Raw genomic sequence first — 16,241 nt, 5'->3', positions numbered from 1 at the left:
GAGGGAAAACTATGGAAATGCATTTCGATCAACATATCTCACGCCAATTTAATGAAGACCTGGAAAGCTTAAAGACAGAGATGCTGGAAATGGGCGGTATGGTCGCCCGCCAGGTTGCCGATGCAGTTGATGCCCTGGCCAATGCTGACAGTGAGTTGGCCGAGGAAGTTCTGCGTATTGAAGAAGTCATCGATAAGAGTGAGATGGCCCTGGATGAGCACGCCACGCTAATTATTGCCAAACGCCAACCGGCGGCATCTGACCTCCGTATGGTGCTGTCTGTCATTCGAATTGCCCGCGACCTGGAGCGAATTGGAGATGAGGCGAGCAAGATTGCCAAGATGGCCATAGCGCTGACAGATGAAGGTACGTCGCCGCGCGGGTATACCGAAATCCGTCATATTGCCAATGCTGTGCGCAAAATGCTCAATGACGCCCTGGATGCCTATACTCGTTTCGATGTGCAGTCGGCTCTGCAAACTCTTGCTGAGGACCAGCAGGTTGATATGGATTACCGTACGGCCGTACGTGAACTGGTAACTTACATGATGGAGGACCCGCGCAGTATTTCCCGGGTCATTAATGTGTTGTGGACCCTGCGCTCACTGGAGCGGATCGGTGACCATGCGAAGAATATTTGTGAACAGGTTGTTTACTTGGTGGAGGGTGCTGATATCCGGCACGGGCACCAGGAAAATCTGCGCAAGTCCTAAAGGGTTTTGCTAATTTAAAAAGGTCGCCTAGCGCGGCCTTTTTTTATTGGAATCTAATTCTTAGTCGTCAGGTAATACAGGGAATGAAATTTATCTTCGAAGTTCATCTACAAGATGGGTTTAAAGCTGAGGATTATGCCGATGCCTGGGTGCGTGCTTCCGAGATCATACAGCGCTCCCCGGGAGCGATGGGCACAGAACTTCATCGAAAAATTGATGACCCCAATGTGTTGATAGCCATTGCTAGCTGGCGATGTAAAAAAGATCGGGATGCTATGCAAACTGAACACAGTAAAAAAATTGATGAAATCATTGCCAGCGTGGCCCCTTTTGTAAAAATTAATCTAGTAGGGGAATTTTATGACCCGCAATGGGTCGTAAAAAATATAGAGGATTGATGTTAATCAGTTGAACCTGAATGAAGCCTGAATAAGTTTGCTTATTATAATTAAAATAAAATTTTTTATTTTAATGCTTTTAATAGATATGTTTGCGTTTCATGTATTACAGGTGATTACAGTTTTTATTTTTTGTTTTAAAGAAGTTATTCGTCGAAAAATAATATTCACTTTGCCGCAAATTTGACCTTAATTGCTTACCGTGTAATTTGCTGTTGTTGCGCACTTAAAAACTTTTGTTACAATCCGCAGCCCAATTTGGATCGCTACGTTAACGAAGGATTTATTCAATGAGATTCAAGCTTGCTGCTCTTCCCTTAATGCTTCTTGCCGCAACTGCTGGTGCCGAGGAGTATAATTCCATCACTACTTTGGATTATTCAAACCTGGATTTCGATGGAGCTGATGGCAATCAGTTTTCTGCTGAAACCACCTATTACTTCTCCGGTAAAGAGGCACTAGGTCCTCTAAAAGAGTTTGAATATATCAATAAGGCTAGCAATATATCTGCTGCTTACACCCACTACGATATATCTAGCGAAGATTTAGATGGCATTGCCATCGCAGGTGAATACTTCACTAGCTTTGGTCTGGTTTTAGGTGCGAGCCTAACTGAAACTGATGATGAAGCTGTTAATACAGCTTCTATCGGATACCTGTTTACTCCAAACTTCTTGGTAGAGCTGTCCCACACAGATTTTGATGGCACTGACGAGACTTTTGTTGAGCTTCGCTATAATCACCAATTGAGTGGTTCCGACTACATCGGTTTTGATTTTATCGCTGGCGATGATGCGGGTGTTTTTTCAACCAAGTACTTTGCTAACTTGGGTGGCGATCAATATGTGACCGCAGAATTTGCTTATGCCGATTATGACGATGGTGGCGACTACTGGCAGCTGGGTGCAGACTACTTCTTCTCCCAGAATACGTCTTTTGGTGCGAAGATTGACGAGAATGAAGATGTAAAAGTTGGATTCTCGCACTTCTTTAGCCGTAATGTTGCTGTTGAAGCTGGTTACAGCACTATGTTTGCTGATGGCCTGAATATCCGTAGCTTTGGTCTGAATACCTATGGTGTAGGCGCTAATGCCGATATTGATGTAGACAAGTTTGAGCTGGGTTTGACTGTTCAGCTGTAACTTGATAGAAAAAGGGCTATCGTTGATAGCCCTTTTTATTCCCATAGGTTTCTGAAAAAATAGGCAAATAAAATTTTTTGCTTAAAATTTAACCTTTGCCGGCTATCGCCTTAATTCTATTTTGAGCCATGGTGCCAATTTCCCCTCCAGCCCCGGCAGCTTCCTGATAGTGCTTGTAAGCACTTTGCTTATTTCCCTGTCTCTCATAGGTCTGGCCGAGGTAGTAGTGAGCATAAGCGGTATCCAGATAGCGTAGTGATCTGGTTAGGTCGCCCTCTGCAGAGCTATAACTTTTTAATTGGATATTAGTGACTCCCCGCTTTAGCCAATACGAAAATAGCGCCGGATTCTTTTGAATGGCACTATCGTATGCCTTTCGGGCATTTTTATATTGTTTCTTTTGGCTGAGTAAATCGCCTTCTAGCGCAAAAAAGGCAGCTTCTTTGGGTTGCTGTTTTTGAGCTTTTCTCACCAGCTTTAGTGCAGAGTCAAACTTTTTATTATTGGCTGCGGCAACCGCATTGTCGTAATTCTTGTAAGCATCGGCATCGCGCTTTAATTGCGCTATGGCTTTTTGGTAAGAGGCCCGGTTGGTGATTCCCCCTTTGGGTAGAGATTGACTGTGCTTGATATTAGCGCTGACACGAGATTGGGAAGGGGGATGGCTGGCAAAGAGCGCTTCCAGTCCACCAGTTTGCCGCCCCTCCGACAGTTCAACAAATTTTCTTTGTAGGCGTACGGCCCCCTGGGGATCATATCCCGCAGCGGCCATATATTTCATGCCGTACTGATCTGACTCTAACTCATTGCCGCGACTGTAGCGGGCAATATAGGCGGAGCCCCCCAGTTGAGTCCCGGTGGCGATCAAGTCAGAGTACCCAGAGTCTTGGGTGGCAGCTCCCACGATTGCCAGGCCTGCGCCCAATAATTGTTGTTGGGACATCGCAGTTGCGGAGTGGCGCGCAGCGGCGTGAACTATCTCATGGCTCAGTACGGCGGCGAGCTCAGCTTCGTCATCGAGTAACACCAGTAGGCCTCGATTGATGGCGATTTTGCCGCCGGGCAGGGCCCAGGCGTTGGGAACCGAGTTGTTCAGAACCACAAACTCGTAAGGTAGCTGGGGGCGGTCAGAGACCCGTGCCAGCTTTTGGCCAACCTGGCTGACGTAGTTTTGCAGGGCCGGATCAATGGTGTATTGGCCGCCCTGCTGTTGTTGGTTGGCAGTGTAGTGCTGTTGCCCCAGTTGAATTTCCTGCTGCGGAGATATCAGCGAAACCTGTTTCTCACCGGTGACTGGATTGACAACGCATCCTCCGAGAATCGTGGTCGTCCAAAACGCGACACATGCCGTAAGCGCTTGGGTACGCGAGATCATTGCCTCCCTCCCTGTATAATGTTGAGTCATTAGAATGGTTACTCATTGTACACAGTACGGGAACTGAGGTTTATGACGGCACTTCAAGTCATTGAGTTATTTGCGGGCAACAACCCCGAAGGTGAGCCCGTGGTGGAACGGCTACAGGTTCGTGTGAGCGAGGATGATAGCTGCCAACTGGTGCGATCCCCTGTCTTTATTAAGGGAATCGCCAGTGGGGATTACATTAAGGTCGATAAAGACACCCAGCAATTTGAGTTGGTAAAGCGCTCGGGCAATTTGGCGGTGCGTATTTTTTGTCGTGGCGATAGCACGGAACTGTCTGATAAGTTGACCCCACAGCTGGAAAAGCTCGGGGGTGAGTTGGATCTCGAGGCACCGCGCGTATTGGTCTACAGCATTCATGTCAGCTGTGGATTCGATAAGATTGAGGAAATCCTCAACAGTGCCTGCGATGGGGCTAATAGCGTTTGGTATTACGGCAATGTTTATGACCCCAAAGATGGGCAGACACCGCTCAACTGGTGGCAGGACGTCCTAAAGCCAGAGTAAACATCCGCGATATATTTGGGCCAGCCACAATAGCTTGGTAGTGTGTGGTTGAGGCGATAGCGAAGCGAGAAGGCACCCGATGTTAATAGTTATTTCACCGGCGAAAACCCTGGACTATGAAAGTGATATTCCCTCACTGGAAACCACCCAGCCGGACTTTTTGAAAGAGTCAGCAGCCCTGATCAAAGAGCTGCGCGAACTGAGCCCGCAGCAGGTTTCCAGCTTGATGAAGATTTCAGATAAGTTGGGAGTCTTAAATTACGATCGCTTCCACACTTGGAAGCGCCCATTTACCGATAACAACGCCCGCCCCGCCCTGCTCGCCTTTAAAGGTGATGTTTATACTGGATTGGAGGCGGAGACTATGGGTAAGCGGGACTTTGCCTATGCGCAAAAGCACTTGCGTATGCTCTCTGGCCTTTATGGTTTGCTGCGCCCTTTGGACTTGATGCAACCCTATCGCCTCGAGATGGGCACTAAATTTGAAAATGCCAAGGGTAAGAATCTCTATGAATTTTGGGGAGATAAGATTACCGAAGCATTGAATGCGCAGTTGCAGGGCGTGAAGGATCGCGAGTTGGTAAACCTGGCATCCAATGAATATTTCAAATCAGTCAAAACCAAGCAGCTTGATGCTCAGGTGATCACCCCGCATTTTAAGGACCTGAAAAATGGTCAGTATAAGATGATTAGTTTCTTTGCTAAGAAAGCCAGAGGCATGATGAGTCGCTGGGCGATTGATCAGAGGGTAAAGAAGGCGGAAGAGCTGAAAGGTTTTGATGTGGCTGGTTATGGTTATAACCCAGGATTGTCCACTGAGTGGGATTGGGTATTTACCCGGGATGAGCCGCAGTGAGCAGCACTGAATTGCCCAATGCGCCCTCCTGCGGGCGCAATCGCGAGCCGATTCTCCAGCAACTGACTCGCCTGCTGGCTTCAAGTCGTAAAGTGCTTGAGGTTGGCAGTGGTACCGGTCAGCACGCAGTATATTTTGCTCCGCATTTACCGCATCTTGAATGGCAAACTTCAGAGCGATCGCAACAGCTGGAGGTAGTAAAGTCCTGGCTGGCGGAGATACCCAATAGCAACCTGCCGCAACCGCTGGCGCTCGATGTTGGTGATTCTTGGCCCGAGATTTCGGCTGATGCTATTTTCACTGCAAACACCTTGCATATTATGTCGGCTGAACTGGTACAAAAGTTCTTTCTGCATAGTGCCGATGTTTTGGAGCCGGAAGGTTTGTTGATCGTTTATGGTCCCGTGAAAATTGCAGGAGAGTTTCTTGGCCCTACTAATGCTGATTTTGATATTGAGTTGAAGGAGCGTGACCCCAAGCGGGGGATTCGCGATCTCGAATGGCTCGATCAGCTGGCGGAGAGTGCGGGGTTCAGTCGCGTAGAACTAAATTACTTGCCAGCCAATAACCAATTAATGGTCTGGCGCAAAAGCGATAATAAGGAGTAACCATGCCCGAGTGGTTGGAAATAGTGGTAATCGTGGCTTTTGCCATTGGAGCGGTATTCTTTTTTGCCAAATACCGAGAGACAGCGGCGGCACTGCATGAGAGTGAGCGCATGAAAGCCCGTTTGTCGAATGACTTGAATCGCTATCGCGATGTGCCCAAGCTGCGCGCTCTGCGAGATGCCCTCATTGGTGTTAAGGCCCTGCCTACCGATGATGAGGGCAATGAGCACCTACTGCTGCGCGATGGGGATTTGCAGTTGCACCATTTGGTTTTGCGCCGGGAAGCAAACGCTCTGGGTAAAGAGGCCACGGCCAGCTATGTCAAAGACGGTAAAGAAGTAGAACTGCAGGAACTGGAGTAATCGAAAGCCGCTTTAATTAGCGGCTTCAGAACTCAACCTGGATGCTGGTTTTTGAGCCAGCTTTGCTGGCGGAAAGTGAAGCGTGAAGAGACTGCCCTGCCCGGGCGTACTTTCTACACTCATTTCTCCATTGTGTCGCAGCAACACATGCTTAACGATCGCCAGTCCGAGACCTGTGCCGCCACTATCCCGTGAGCGGCCTGGATCAACTCGATAGAAGCGCTCAGTCAGGCGGGGAATATGGATCGAATCGATACCGATACCGTTGTCCTCTACGGAAAAGTGCCCGCCTTTGTCATCCTGCCACCAGCGCAATTGAATCTCGCCTTCTTCGGGAGTGTATTTCACGGCATTTAAAACTAAGTTGGCAAAAGCACTGTGTAATTCGCCGGGGTCTCCATTGAGGTAGCAATCCCCTTTGCAATCAACTTCGATATGATGATGCCGATCGCCACTGAAGCTGCGCGCTTCCTGGGCCACCCTCTCAATCAGTTCTGGTACGGCTACAGCCATATCCCCGCTTTTGCGTTCTGAGGTCTCCAAGCGAGCCAATAACAGCAGGTCATTGACCAGCGTACTCATGCGGCCAGTCTGCTCCTCCATTTGAGCCAGGGGTTTCCTCCAGGGAGGCGGTGCCATATCACTGCTTTGCAGTGTTTCCAGGTAGCCGGCAATTACCGTGAGGGGGGTGCGCAGCTCATGGGAAACATTGGCGACAAAATCCCGGCGCATCTGCTCGAGATTGTGTAAACGGGTGATGTCGCGAACAATGACCAAAGCCTCATCTTTACCGTAGCGGGTGACTTCCAGCTGTAACATGCGGGCTTCATTGCCAGGTGCGGGCAGAGTGAGGGGTTCTCCGCTGTTATCACCGTGCATATAGCTGACAAAGCCAGGGTCGCGGACAAAGTTGACTAATGACTGGCCGGAATCACTGGCTTGCAACCCAAGGAGTTCACCCGCTGCAGGGTTCCACCAAGCCAGGTTATCGCCGTCTTCCAGGGCTACAATGCCTTCGCGCAGTGCGCTGGTGCTGTCTTGTACCCGGCGCAACATCACGTGCAGCTTCTGCTTCTCGCGGCGGTGGCGCCGCTGCATACGGTAAAAGTCGTCGTAGATTTCGCCCCAAATACCAAAGGCGGTTGGGGCTGGGCCGCGTCTGCCGTTTGCCAGCCAGCGGTTGAAACGTTGCTGTTGCCACAGCACTGAGATCAGATAGCTGGCCAATCCCGCAATCAGGGCGAGAGACCAGCTGCCGGAGGTGACACCGAGAATGGTGCATCCCAGGGCGATAATTACGAAACGCGAGAACTCGCCAATACTGCGATCCAACATAGAGTTGCCGTGTTGCCTGATAGATGGCGGCAGTGGCACAGCCTCTTCCGCCCGCATTCAATACCTCATGGAACCAGGCCCGCACCCGTTAAGCGCGGAGGTTTGATTCTGCAGGGATCGGTACCGATCCAGAGAGGATTGTCACACTTTTTCTGCGGTTTGCACAGAAAACCGATACCCGGTGCCGCGAACTGTCTGGATATAGCGGTCGTGGCCATCAATGGCCAGGGCTTTGCGCAGACGGCGGATATGGACATCCACGGTGCGCTCCTCCACATAGACATTCCCACCCCATACATGATCGAGGAGTTGGGTGCGTGTATAGGCGCGCTCTTGGTGGGAGAGGAAGAAGGTGAGAAGGCGAAATTCTGTTGGCCCCATATCCACCGGCTGCCCTTTGATAGTGACTCGGTGACTCAGTGGGTCCAATATCAGTGCGCCGGCGCTGAGGGGTTCTTCCGGGGTTGCCGGGCCCGCGCGGCGCAGTACGGCCTTTAAGCGTGCAACCAGCTCCCGGGGGGAGAAAGGCTTGGTGATGTAATCGTCGGCCCCGGTCTCTAACCCTTTGATTTTATTGTCTTCTTCACCTTTTGCCGTGAGCATGATGATCGGCAATGAGGTGGTGAGTTCATCGCGCTTGAGGCGCCTTGCCAGCTCTACCCCGGAAACATCCGGCAGCATCCAGTCGAGCAGCACTAAGTCTGGCTTCTCGTCGATAATCAGGGCGTGAGCTTCCTGGGCGTTTTCCGCCTCAAGGCAGCGGTAATCCGCCATTTCCAGTGCGACCCGCAGCATATCGCGCACTGCGGATTCGTCATCGACAATCAGGATCGTTTTACTGTGCATTTGCCTGCCATACCCGCTCTGTTGTCAGGGTTTCCCCAGTTATGGCCGAGGATTAAACGGGATTTATATGACAAATATATGACGCTCCACTTCTAGGGCCCACTCATCTTTCAATTCAGCAGAAAATGCAGCGATATGCCGGCGAAAATGGCAAACCCTACCCAATTATTGTTGATAAAAGCCTGAAAACAGCCCTCTCGCTCTCGGTCCCGAATCAGCCACTGCTGATAAACGAATAAACTGCAAACCGGCAATAGCGCCAAGTAGTAAAAAATACCGAGTGAGAACCTTGATCCAATAAGCAGTAGAGCAATTAGAACTAAAAGTTGTAAGGTTCCGGTGATCACCTTGTCCATTTCCCCAAACAAAATGGCGGTGGATTTAACGCCGATCTGAAGATCGTCATCGCGGTCCACCATCGCATAGAAAGTGTCATAGCACAGGGTCCAAACCAAGTTGGCGGTATAGAGCAACCAGGCCTCTGCTGGTACTTCTCCTGTAACCGCTGCAAAAGACATGGGGATTCCCATACTAAAGGCGGCGCCCAGGACCATCTGGGGTAGGTGTGTGTGGCGTTTTGCAAAGGGATAGCCGAATGCCAGAGCCAGAGCTAAAAACGAGAGGAGAATTGTGAGTGTGTTGGTGGTGAGTACCAGAAGGAAGGCGGCAGCGCTGAGGCTGGCGAAAAGCGCCAATGCAGACTTTGGCGTCAGTGCGCCGGTGGCCAGAGGACGCTCCGCAGTGCGCTTTACATGGGCGTCAATTTTGCGATCGGCGAAATCATTGACTGCGCAGCCAGCCGCTCGCATCAGGATCACACCGAGTGTAAATACGATAAACAAGTGGAAGCCCGGCCACCCCTCAGCGGCTAGCCATAGTGCGCACCAAGTGGGCCAGAGTAACAGCAGTGAACCTATGGGCTTGTCCATCCTCGCTAATTGCCAATAGGGCAGCGCGGTGGGCCAGTGTTGTGCGATCTGTTGGCTGATCACAGTGAATCCTCAGTTGCGATAGTTTTGGCAGCTTCTTGCGCCATGGGGGCACCTGTCGGTGTGAAGTTGGGAAGAAAAGCCTCTGACACCAGTAAAGGCTTGTCCCGCAGCCAGAATACCGAGCGGCGACCCCAGACTTCAGAATCCTTTTCCCCAAGTTCACGATCGGCGCAGCCAGGGGATTTCTGCAGCAAATTTAGGGCGATCTCCCCCCTGCGAATGCCCGGCTCACTAAACAGCAACTCCCCCAGCGGGCGAGTATCCAGGCTGCGCAGATTGCGAGATTTTCCTTGCAGGCTGCGCTCGGGTAAAACGCTGCGGGCATACACCCAGGGCTGTCCGCAACCGTAGAGCAAAACTTCCCGAATCAGGGCCCGGTTACTATTGTGCAATCCCAATACAAAGCACTCTTCAGGGCGAGGTGCCTGCCAACCCTGATACAGCACGCGAACATAAAAGTCCCCGTCACTTTGCTGCTTGAGAGCGGCGGTGAGTGATCCAGAATAGGTCAGCCAGGGCACCAGATTTTTGGGTGGTTGCTGCTGGGTTTCAAGAGGCAAACTCTGCCAATCGCCAGAGGGCACAAATGGTGATTGGTGCAACGATAACTCCGCAGTCTGGATAAAGGCCCCATTGTATCCCGGCCGGTGGCAACAGGTCTCTCCCTGTTGCATTTTTGCTCCCCAGCACGGCAATGGATATAGTGCTCACTGCAATGAAAACAACGATTCATAAAGAGAAGCTTGTTATGGGGCTTACTACCAAAATCTTAGTGGGGATGGTCGCAGGCGGTGCCCTTGGTGCGTTATTCAATTATTTGAATATGAGCCAACTGCTTGGTCCAGGTGTTACGAATTTTATTAACCTTTATCTAACTGAGGGTCTATTCGACGTTATTGGTCGAATCTTTATCGCTTCACTGAAGTTGATGGTGGTGCCTCTGGTGCTGGTTTCTCTGATCAGCGGTGCTTGTTCCCTGTCAGAGGGTAGCCGAATAGGACCGCTGGCAGGTAAGACGATAGTGCTTTACATACTTACTACTGCCATTGCCATTACTTTGGCTCTGTGTCTTGCACTTATTTTCCAGCCGGGTGTTGGTGTTAATGAAGCCGCAGCTGAAGCTGCTTCAACTTTTGTGCCGAAGGAGTCCCCACCGCTTTCCGAGGTGCTGGTCAATATATTCCCGACCAACCCTGTAGCCGCTATGGCTGAGGGGAATATGCTGCAAATCATTGTGTTTGCCTTGCTGATGGGCTATGCAATTTCCCGCTGTGGCGAACCGGGCCAGCGTGTAGCTGCTCTTTTCAGTGATCTCAATACGGTTGTTCTGCGTATGGTTGGGGTACTGATGGTTTTCGCCCCCTATGGTGTCTTTGCATTGCTGGCAAAGACATTTGCACAGCTAGGGCTCGATGTACTTTTACAGCTAATTAAGTACTTCCTGGTCGTTCTCGGAGCCTTACTTGTCCATGCTTTGGTTGTTTATTCGGTACTTTTGAAGCTTCTTACAGGCCTCAATCCTTTAGAGCTGCTCAAGAAAATGCGTTCAACAATGATGTTCGCTTTCAGCACTGCCTCTTCTGGGGCCACTATACCTGTCACCCTGGCAACCGTAGAGAAACGCTTGGGTGTGGATAATAAGGTTGCTGCATTTACTGTTCCTTTGGGCGCGACTATCAATATGGATGGCACCGCGATTATGCAGGGTGTGGCTACGGTCTTTATTGCCCAGTTCTTTGGAATTGAGATCGGCCTGACCGGCTTTCTGACGGTGATCCTGACAGCAACTCTGGCGTCTATTGGTACTGCTGGGGTGCCCGGCGTCGGCCTGATTATGTTGGGTATGGTATTGCAACAGGTGGGTCTGCCACTCGAGGGGATTGCCATTGTGATCGGCGTAGATCGCCTGCTGGATATGGTGCGCACGGCGGTCAATATTACCGGTGATGCGGTAGTAAGTAGTGTGGTGGCGAAGAGTGAAGGTGCCTTGGACGAAGAGACTTACTACGATGCCAATTACAAGAGTGTCAGCATTAACGACAACAACACAGTAGGCGCCCACTAGGGCGCTTTCCTCAAGCCTCGGCAAATCGAGGCTTGTTCTGTAACCAGCGTTTAATCAACTGTTGTCGCATGCCCTCTGTCAATTGAGGGGAAATAGCAATTTTTTGCACTTGCGGCAGCAGCTCAGCATCCCTCTGCAAGTCTGCGATGCGGTGCTGGATCTCCCCTGTCTGGCGGGTGCCGAGGATTTCCCCGGGACCTCGCAGACGCAGGTCTTCCTCTGCAATAGCAAAACCATCACTGTGTTGACGCAGCACTTGCAAGCGGGCGCGGCCATTCTGCGATAGCGGTGTGCCGTACAGCAGCACACAGTGGCTGGCGATGGAGCCGCGCCCGACCCTGCCGCGCAACTGGTGCAATTGGGCCAGGCCCAGGCGTTCGGGGTTTTCGATAATCATCAGGCTGGCATTGGGCACATCTACGCCCACTTCAATGACCGTGGTTGCCACCAGCAAATCCACTTCCCCGGCCTTGAAGGCGCTCATCACCTGCTCTTTTTGCTCGGGCTTCAGGCGGCCGTGTACCAGGGCCACGCGAACGCCTTCGAGCATTTCGGCGAGTTCTTCAGCGGTGGATTCTGCGGCCTGGGCTTGCAGGCTTTCCGACTCCTCGATAAGGGTGCAAACCCAGTAGGCCTGGCGGCCCTCGGCGATGGCGCTTTGCACCCGTTCCATAACCTGGTCGCGCCGATCATTGGCAATGGCAACGGTGTTGATGGGTTGTCGCCCTGGCGGCAACTCATCAATGATTGAGCAATCCAGGTCGGCGAAGGCGGACATCGCCAAGGTGCGGGGAATCGGTGTAGCGGTCATAATCAGCTGGTGGGGTTGCAGCCTGCCGGTAGCTCCACTTGCCGCCCCTTTCTCACGCAGCTCCAGGCGTTGCTGTACGCCAAAGCGGTGTTGCTCATCGATAATCACTAACACCAGGTTGTGGAAAGCCACCTCTTCCTGAAAAAGTGCGTGGGTGCCCACCACTAACTGGGCATCGCCACTGGCGATCTTGCCCAGCTGTTTACGCCGCTCGGCAGCCTTTAAGCTGCCCGTTAGCTGAGCAACTTCAATACCCAAAGGTTCCAGCCAATTACAAAAATTGATCCGGTGCTGCTCTGCCAGGATTTCTGTCGGTGCCATGACTGCTACTTGAGCACCGGTCCCAATGCCCTTTAGGGCAGCCATAGCGGCGACCAGGGTTTTTCCCGCGCCCACATCTCCCTGCAATAGGCGCATCATCGGGGTTTGCTGAGCCAGATCCTCAGCGATTTCCTCGCAAACTCTCTGCTGTGCGCCGGTGAGGGAAAATGGCAGACGCGACAAAAAGTCTCGCTCCAGGGATCGGTTAACGGACAGAGGTGGTGCCGCTACCCTAGCGCTATTGCGCCTCAACTCCAGCAGACTCAGATGGTGTGCCAGTAACTCTTCCAGGGCCAGACGCTGCTGGGCGGGGTGAGTACCTACTGCCAGTTGATCTAGCTGGGTGCCAGCCGGAGGGGCGTGCAAATACAGCAAGGCGTCCCGGAGGGGGTAGCGCAGAGATTTGGGTAACAGCTCTGCCGGCAAGAACTCGGTAACAGCACCGTTTTTCAGTAGAACCAGTGCCTGCTCCACCAATCCTCGCATACGGGCCTGGCTCACACCTTCTGTTAGCGGGTAAACCGGCGTAAGGGTATCTGCGGTCTCCGCGTTTTCGATACCGACGATTTCCGTTTCCGGGTGGTAGAGCTCCAGGCCGTTGGCTCCGCGACGGGCCTCCCCAAAGCAGCGTATTCGGGTTCCTCGGGCAAAGCGGCTTTTCTGTGCGGCAGAAAAATGAAAAAAGCGCAGGGTTAAGGTGCCGCTGCCATCCTGTAATCTGACCACCAGGCTGCGGCGGCGGCCGAATACGACATCGGCGGCACTGACCTCTCCTTCGATTACCACATCCATACCGGCGGTGAGGCCGGCAATAGGCACCACCCGGGTGCGGTCTTGATAGCGTAGGGGCAAGTGGAAAACCAAATCCTGTAGGGAGTTGATATGGAGTTTGGCCAACACCTGGGCAAATTTATCCCCCACGCCTTTGAGGGTGGTAACGGGCAGCTCGGCCAGGTTGTTATCTATCCCACGGTCAGGTGACACTGGCTGATGGCCTCTCGCAGTATGTCGATTGCGCGGTGTCGGGGGAAGCTTGCCCGCCAGGCCAGTGCTACGGTGCGGCGTGGGCCCGGTGCGGTAAAGGGGCGGGTCTCCAGCAGGCCACTGGCGTACTGTGATGCGGTGGCGGCTGAGAGTGGCAATACGGTAATTCCAAGCCCTGAGGCCACCATATGGCGGAGTGTTTCCAGTGAGCTGCCATCTGCGGCTGTGCGTATGCTGCCGCCGCCCGCTTCTTTTTCCATGGTTAGTTGCAGGTGCGGACAAGCTTCCAGTACCTGATCGCGGAAGCAGTGGCCCTCACCCAGCAGCAGCACATTGTCTTCAGTGAGTTGATCCGGGGAGATAACCTCCTGCTTTGTAAGTGGATGGCCTGCGGGCATCAATACAACAAATGGCTCGTCGTACAGGGGTTGGGTGACAACGTCGGGCTCGGTAAAGGGGAGCGCGATAATAATGGCATCCAGTTCGCCCTTGCGTAGCCTCTGTCTTAGCGTGGCGGTATATCCCTCTTCAACGTAGAGTGGCATTTCTGGTGCCAAATGCTGTAGTTGGGGAATAAAGTGTGGGAACAGGTAGGGCCCAATAGTAAAGATGGCGCCAACTGACAGGGGGCTCGCCAGCTGGTCCTTACCGGCGCTGGCGATGTCTTTGATGGCTGCTGATTGTTCCAGAACCAGCTGGGCCTGGGCGACAATTCTCTCGCCCAATGGTGTTGCCTGCACTCGAGTTTTTGAGCGCTCAAACAGGGCGACACCGAGCTCTTTCTCCAGTTTCTTTACTGCGATAGAGAGTGTCGGTTGGCTGACGTAACAGCGCTCGGCGGCACGGCCAAAATGCTGTTCCTGGGCGAGAGTTACGATATAGCGCAGTTCATTGAGAGTCATGGTCGAGGCAATTAGATGGCCATTAGTAATAGTAATTATTCATAAATAATCGCCGCTGGCCAATACCCTGTCTCAATCTGTAAGCTGAGAGCGAATATTGGGAAAATTTACTAGTTTTGGGAATTCAAGTGGGATTGAGGCGCAAAATTTTGCTATATCTGTAAGGGGCACACCGAACGGAGATACGTCATGGGAGTTCTGTCCTGGGTCATTCTCGGGTTGATTGCCGGCGCTTTGGCAAAGTGGATTATGCCCGGGAGAGATCCTGGTGGTTGGATAGTCACTATGGTCATCGGCATTGTCGGTGCCTTTATTGGAGGCTGGCTCGGTGCCCTGATTGGGTTCGGTGGCCCAGTGACTGGTTTCGGAATTGGCGACATAATAACGGCTACGATTGGTGCGATAATTTTTCTTGCGATCTATCGCATGTTCAAAAGGCGTGGCAACTAGTCCGCCTTTGGGGAGAGCCTCAGCGGCGAACTATAAGCATACCGAATTTGAATTTGCCCAAATGACCCCAGCACCTTAGGACTGAATAGCACTGAATCAAGGGAATAAGGTGAGCAGCAAAGATTGTTCACCGGGAACTATATGACACAACAAGAAAAGCTTTGGATCCTTGGGTGTGGTGACCTCGGGGCGAGACTGGCACTGCATATAGACCGAAAGCAATACGCGGTTTATGGGATGCGGCGCAATCCCCTGGTAGCTCTGGCGAGTAAGCGCCGGGCAGATGTGGTGAATTGGCGCCGGGGGGATGCCACTAAGAAAGAAGATATTGAACGCTTGTTGTCTACGGGGGCGGATGTCATTCTCGCGACATTTACCCCCACTGAGCACACACCAACCGGCTATCACCGCGCCTATGTGGAAACGGCAAAGGCAGTCGCTGAAGTTGTTCCGCACCTTCCATCCCCACCGCGCTTGGTTATTTGGGTTTCATCTACTCGTGTTTATGGCCAAAGCGGCGACGACTTTATCGATGAGCAAACTTTACCTATGCCCAGTGGTTTTCAGGGAGATAGTTTGCTGGCAGCTGAAGAGATCATTCGCAACGCAATTCCCAACAGTTGCATTGTTCGCTTTGCGGGAATTTATGGGCCTGGCCGAGATCGCTTGTTGTCGCAGGTTCGCGCTGGTCGCTGCGCTCCTCCCCAGCCACCGCAATATAGCAATCGCATCCATGTCGATGATTGTATTGGTTTTTTATTGCACCTTATTGAAAGGCACAAACATGGGTGGGTCCCGGAGCCTCTTTATATAGGCGCCGATAGCCAGCCTGTGCCGATGTACGAGCTGCAACAGTGGTTGGTAAAAGCGATGGGATATACCAGTGCCCACCTGCGCGAGATTGTGCAAACGAGCGAGCGCCGCTCGAAAAAGCTCAGCAATCAGTTGATGCTGTCCAGTGGTTACGAATTGAAATATCCAGATTACAAGGTGGGCTATAGCGCTCTGTTGGAGTCGGAGGGCTGAGCTGCCCTCCTCAATTATTGCCACAGCATCGGCGAGAACTTCTTGCCTCAGGTCACCATAATCGCTTCGGCTTCAAAAAGGGCTCCCCGCGGCAACTCCTTGACGACGACGGTTGCCCTGGCGGGATAAGGCTCTTCGAAAAACTCTGCCATTATCTCATTTACAGCGGCAAAGTTGCTGCTGTCGGTAATGTAGAGATTGAGTTTCACAATATGCTGAAGCGATCCGTCAGAGGCCTCACAGACTGCGCTGAGGTTGCGAAAGACCTGGTGGACTTCATCGCTAAAACCTCCGCTAATCATCTGTTGTGTCTCTGGGTCCAGAGCGATTTGTCCCGACAGGTAAACAGTATTATCCACTTTTACTGCCTGGGAATAGGTACCAGCTGCGGCGGGTGCCCGGTCGGTTTTAATAACGGCTCGATTGGGCATGGGGTACTCCATTACTTATCAATATTGTTGAAAAGGAAGACCTATACGGAACTTCCGAATAATCCCTTACTT

General features: G+C 52.0%; 18 protein-coding genes. 10 read left to right on the top strand and 8 right to left on the bottom strand.

From position 1 onward, the window contains the following. Window positions 1-11 precede the first annotated feature (11 nt). The 3 genes from phoU (at window position 12) to ACJJIQ_RS20130 (ending at window position 2,253) form a co-directional block, all read left to right on the top strand. Window positions 12-713 (top strand): phosphate signaling complex protein PhoU, encoded by a 702-nt coding sequence (gene phoU / locus ACJJIQ_RS20140; RefSeq protein WP_282930610.1) that lies wholly within the window; start codon window positions 12-14, stop codon window positions 711-713. A gap of 83 nt (window positions 714-796) precedes the next feature. Further along, window positions 797-1,111: an antibiotic biosynthesis monooxygenase family protein gene (locus ACJJIQ_RS20135; RefSeq protein ID WP_444895645.1), complete on the top strand. Its 315-nt coding sequence runs from the start codon at window positions 797-799 to the stop codon at window positions 1,109-1,111. Window positions 1,112-1,401: 290 nt separating this feature from the next. Beyond that, complete coding sequence (locus ACJJIQ_RS20130) at window positions 1,402-2,253, top strand: putative porin (RefSeq protein ID WP_445362852.1); 852 nt, start codon at window positions 1,402-1,404, stop codon at window positions 2,251-2,253. A gap of 88 nt (window positions 2,254-2,341) precedes the next feature. On the opposite strand, the gene ACJJIQ_RS20125 is transcribed toward ACJJIQ_RS20130, so the two are convergent. Further along, window positions 2,342-3,628 carry a M48 family metalloprotease gene (locus ACJJIQ_RS20125; RefSeq protein ID WP_445362851.1) on the bottom strand — a complete coding sequence of 429 codons (1,287 nt, stop codon included), beginning with the start codon at window positions 3,626-3,628 and terminating at the stop codon, window positions 2,342-2,344. Between the two features lie 72 nt (window positions 3,629-3,700). Here ACJJIQ_RS20125 and ACJJIQ_RS20120 point away from each other — a divergent pair, with 72 nt between their 5' ends. The 4 genes from ACJJIQ_RS20120 to ACJJIQ_RS20105 all read left to right on the top strand — a co-directional run bounded on the left by ACJJIQ_RS20120 (window position 3,701) and on the right by ACJJIQ_RS20105 (window position 6,006). After that, window positions 3,701-4,180, top strand: coding sequence for a DUF4265 domain-containing protein (locus ACJJIQ_RS20120; RefSeq protein WP_108735048.1), 480 nt, complete (start codon window positions 3,701-3,703; stop codon window positions 4,178-4,180). A 79-nt stretch (window positions 4,181-4,259) separates the two neighbouring features. Next, a complete protein-coding gene (gene yaaA / locus ACJJIQ_RS20115; RefSeq protein ID WP_445362850.1) occupies window positions 4,260-5,036 on the top strand; it encodes a peroxide stress protein YaaA in 777 nt (258 codons plus the stop codon). Further along, window positions 5,033-5,644: a DUF938 domain-containing protein gene (locus ACJJIQ_RS20110; protein WP_445362849.1), complete on the top strand. Its 612-nt coding sequence runs from the start codon at window positions 5,033-5,035 to the stop codon at window positions 5,642-5,644. The genes yaaA and ACJJIQ_RS20110 overlap by 4 nt, the downstream gene beginning before the upstream one ends. A gap of 2 nt (window positions 5,645-5,646) precedes the next feature. Then, window positions 5,647-6,006 carry a hypothetical protein gene (locus ACJJIQ_RS20105; RefSeq protein WP_444915156.1) on the top strand — a complete coding sequence of 120 codons (360 nt, stop codon included), beginning with the start codon at window positions 5,647-5,649 and terminating at the stop codon, window positions 6,004-6,006. A 12-nt stretch (window positions 6,007-6,018) separates the two neighbouring features. Here the strand turns inward: ACJJIQ_RS20105 and phoR are convergent, their stop codons facing one another. The 4 genes from phoR to ACJJIQ_RS20085 all read right to left on the bottom strand — a co-directional run bounded on the left by phoR (window position 6,019) and on the right by ACJJIQ_RS20085 (window position 9,853). Beyond that, window positions 6,019-7,398 carry a phosphate regulon sensor histidine kinase PhoR gene (gene phoR, locus ACJJIQ_RS20100; RefSeq protein WP_445362848.1) on the bottom strand — a complete coding sequence of 460 codons (1,380 nt, stop codon included), beginning with the start codon at window positions 7,396-7,398 and terminating at the stop codon, window positions 6,019-6,021. Between the two features lie 84 nt (window positions 7,399-7,482). Beyond that, window positions 7,483-8,187 carry a phosphate regulon transcriptional regulator PhoB gene (phoB, locus tag ACJJIQ_RS20095; protein ID WP_108735044.1) on the bottom strand — a complete coding sequence of 235 codons (705 nt, stop codon included), beginning with the start codon at window positions 8,185-8,187 and terminating at the stop codon, window positions 7,483-7,485. A gap of 110 nt (window positions 8,188-8,297) precedes the next feature. Further along, window positions 8,298-9,116 carry a 4-hydroxybenzoate octaprenyltransferase gene (gene ubiA / locus ACJJIQ_RS20090; protein ID WP_445364836.1) on the bottom strand — a complete coding sequence of 273 codons (819 nt, stop codon included), beginning with the start codon at window positions 9,114-9,116 and terminating at the stop codon, window positions 8,298-8,300. A 59-nt stretch (window positions 9,117-9,175) separates the two neighbouring features. Beyond that, complete coding sequence (locus ACJJIQ_RS20085) at window positions 9,176-9,853, bottom strand: chorismate--pyruvate lyase family protein (RefSeq protein ID WP_445362847.1); 678 nt, start codon at window positions 9,851-9,853, stop codon at window positions 9,176-9,178. Between the two features lie 74 nt (window positions 9,854-9,927). Here ACJJIQ_RS20085 and ACJJIQ_RS20080 point away from each other — a divergent pair, with 74 nt between their 5' ends. Further along, a complete protein-coding gene (locus tag ACJJIQ_RS20080) occupies window positions 9,928-11,244 on the top strand; it encodes a dicarboxylate/amino acid:cation symporter (RefSeq protein ID WP_445364835.1) in 1,317 nt (438 codons plus the stop codon). 10 nt (window positions 11,245-11,254) lie between these two features. Here the strand turns inward: ACJJIQ_RS20080 and recG are convergent, their stop codons facing one another. Both recG and ACJJIQ_RS20070 read right to left on the bottom strand, forming a co-directional pair. Further along, window positions 11,255-13,360, bottom strand: coding sequence for an ATP-dependent DNA helicase RecG (recG, locus tag ACJJIQ_RS20075; protein WP_445362846.1), 2,106 nt, complete (start codon window positions 13,358-13,360; stop codon window positions 11,255-11,257). Continuing rightward, on the bottom strand, window positions 13,339-14,262 hold the full coding sequence (locus ACJJIQ_RS20070; RefSeq protein WP_282930624.1) for a hydrogen peroxide-inducible genes activator: 924 nt from the start codon (window positions 14,260-14,262) through the stop codon (window positions 13,339-13,341). The genes recG and ACJJIQ_RS20070 overlap by 22 nt, the downstream gene beginning before the upstream one ends. A gap of 189 nt (window positions 14,263-14,451) precedes the next feature. Between ACJJIQ_RS20070 and ACJJIQ_RS20065 the strand changes: the two genes are divergently transcribed. Together ACJJIQ_RS20065 and ACJJIQ_RS20060 are read left to right on the top strand one after the other, a co-directional pair. Continuing rightward, window positions 14,452-14,712 carry a GlsB/YeaQ/YmgE family stress response membrane protein gene (locus tag ACJJIQ_RS20065; RefSeq protein WP_108735039.1) on the top strand — a complete coding sequence of 87 codons (261 nt, stop codon included), beginning with the start codon at window positions 14,452-14,454 and terminating at the stop codon, window positions 14,710-14,712. 141 nt (window positions 14,713-14,853) lie between these two features. Continuing rightward, window positions 14,854-15,738, top strand: coding sequence for a sugar nucleotide-binding protein (locus ACJJIQ_RS20060; protein ID WP_445362845.1), 885 nt, complete (start codon window positions 14,854-14,856; stop codon window positions 15,736-15,738). Window positions 15,739-15,785: 47 nt separating this feature from the next. On the opposite strand, the gene ACJJIQ_RS20055 is transcribed toward ACJJIQ_RS20060, so the two are convergent. Next, entirely contained in the window at window positions 15,786-16,169 is a 384-nt protein-coding gene (locus ACJJIQ_RS20055) for a Rid family detoxifying hydrolase (RefSeq protein WP_282930626.1), read from the bottom strand. Between the last annotated feature and the right edge of the window lie 72 nt (window positions 16,170-16,241).

The sequence above is a fragment of the Microbulbifer maximicatervae (SeqCode) genome, from assembly GCF_052468295.1.
Note: the sequence above shows the minus strand (reverse complement) of the source record. Positions and strands in the feature narration are given on the sequence as shown.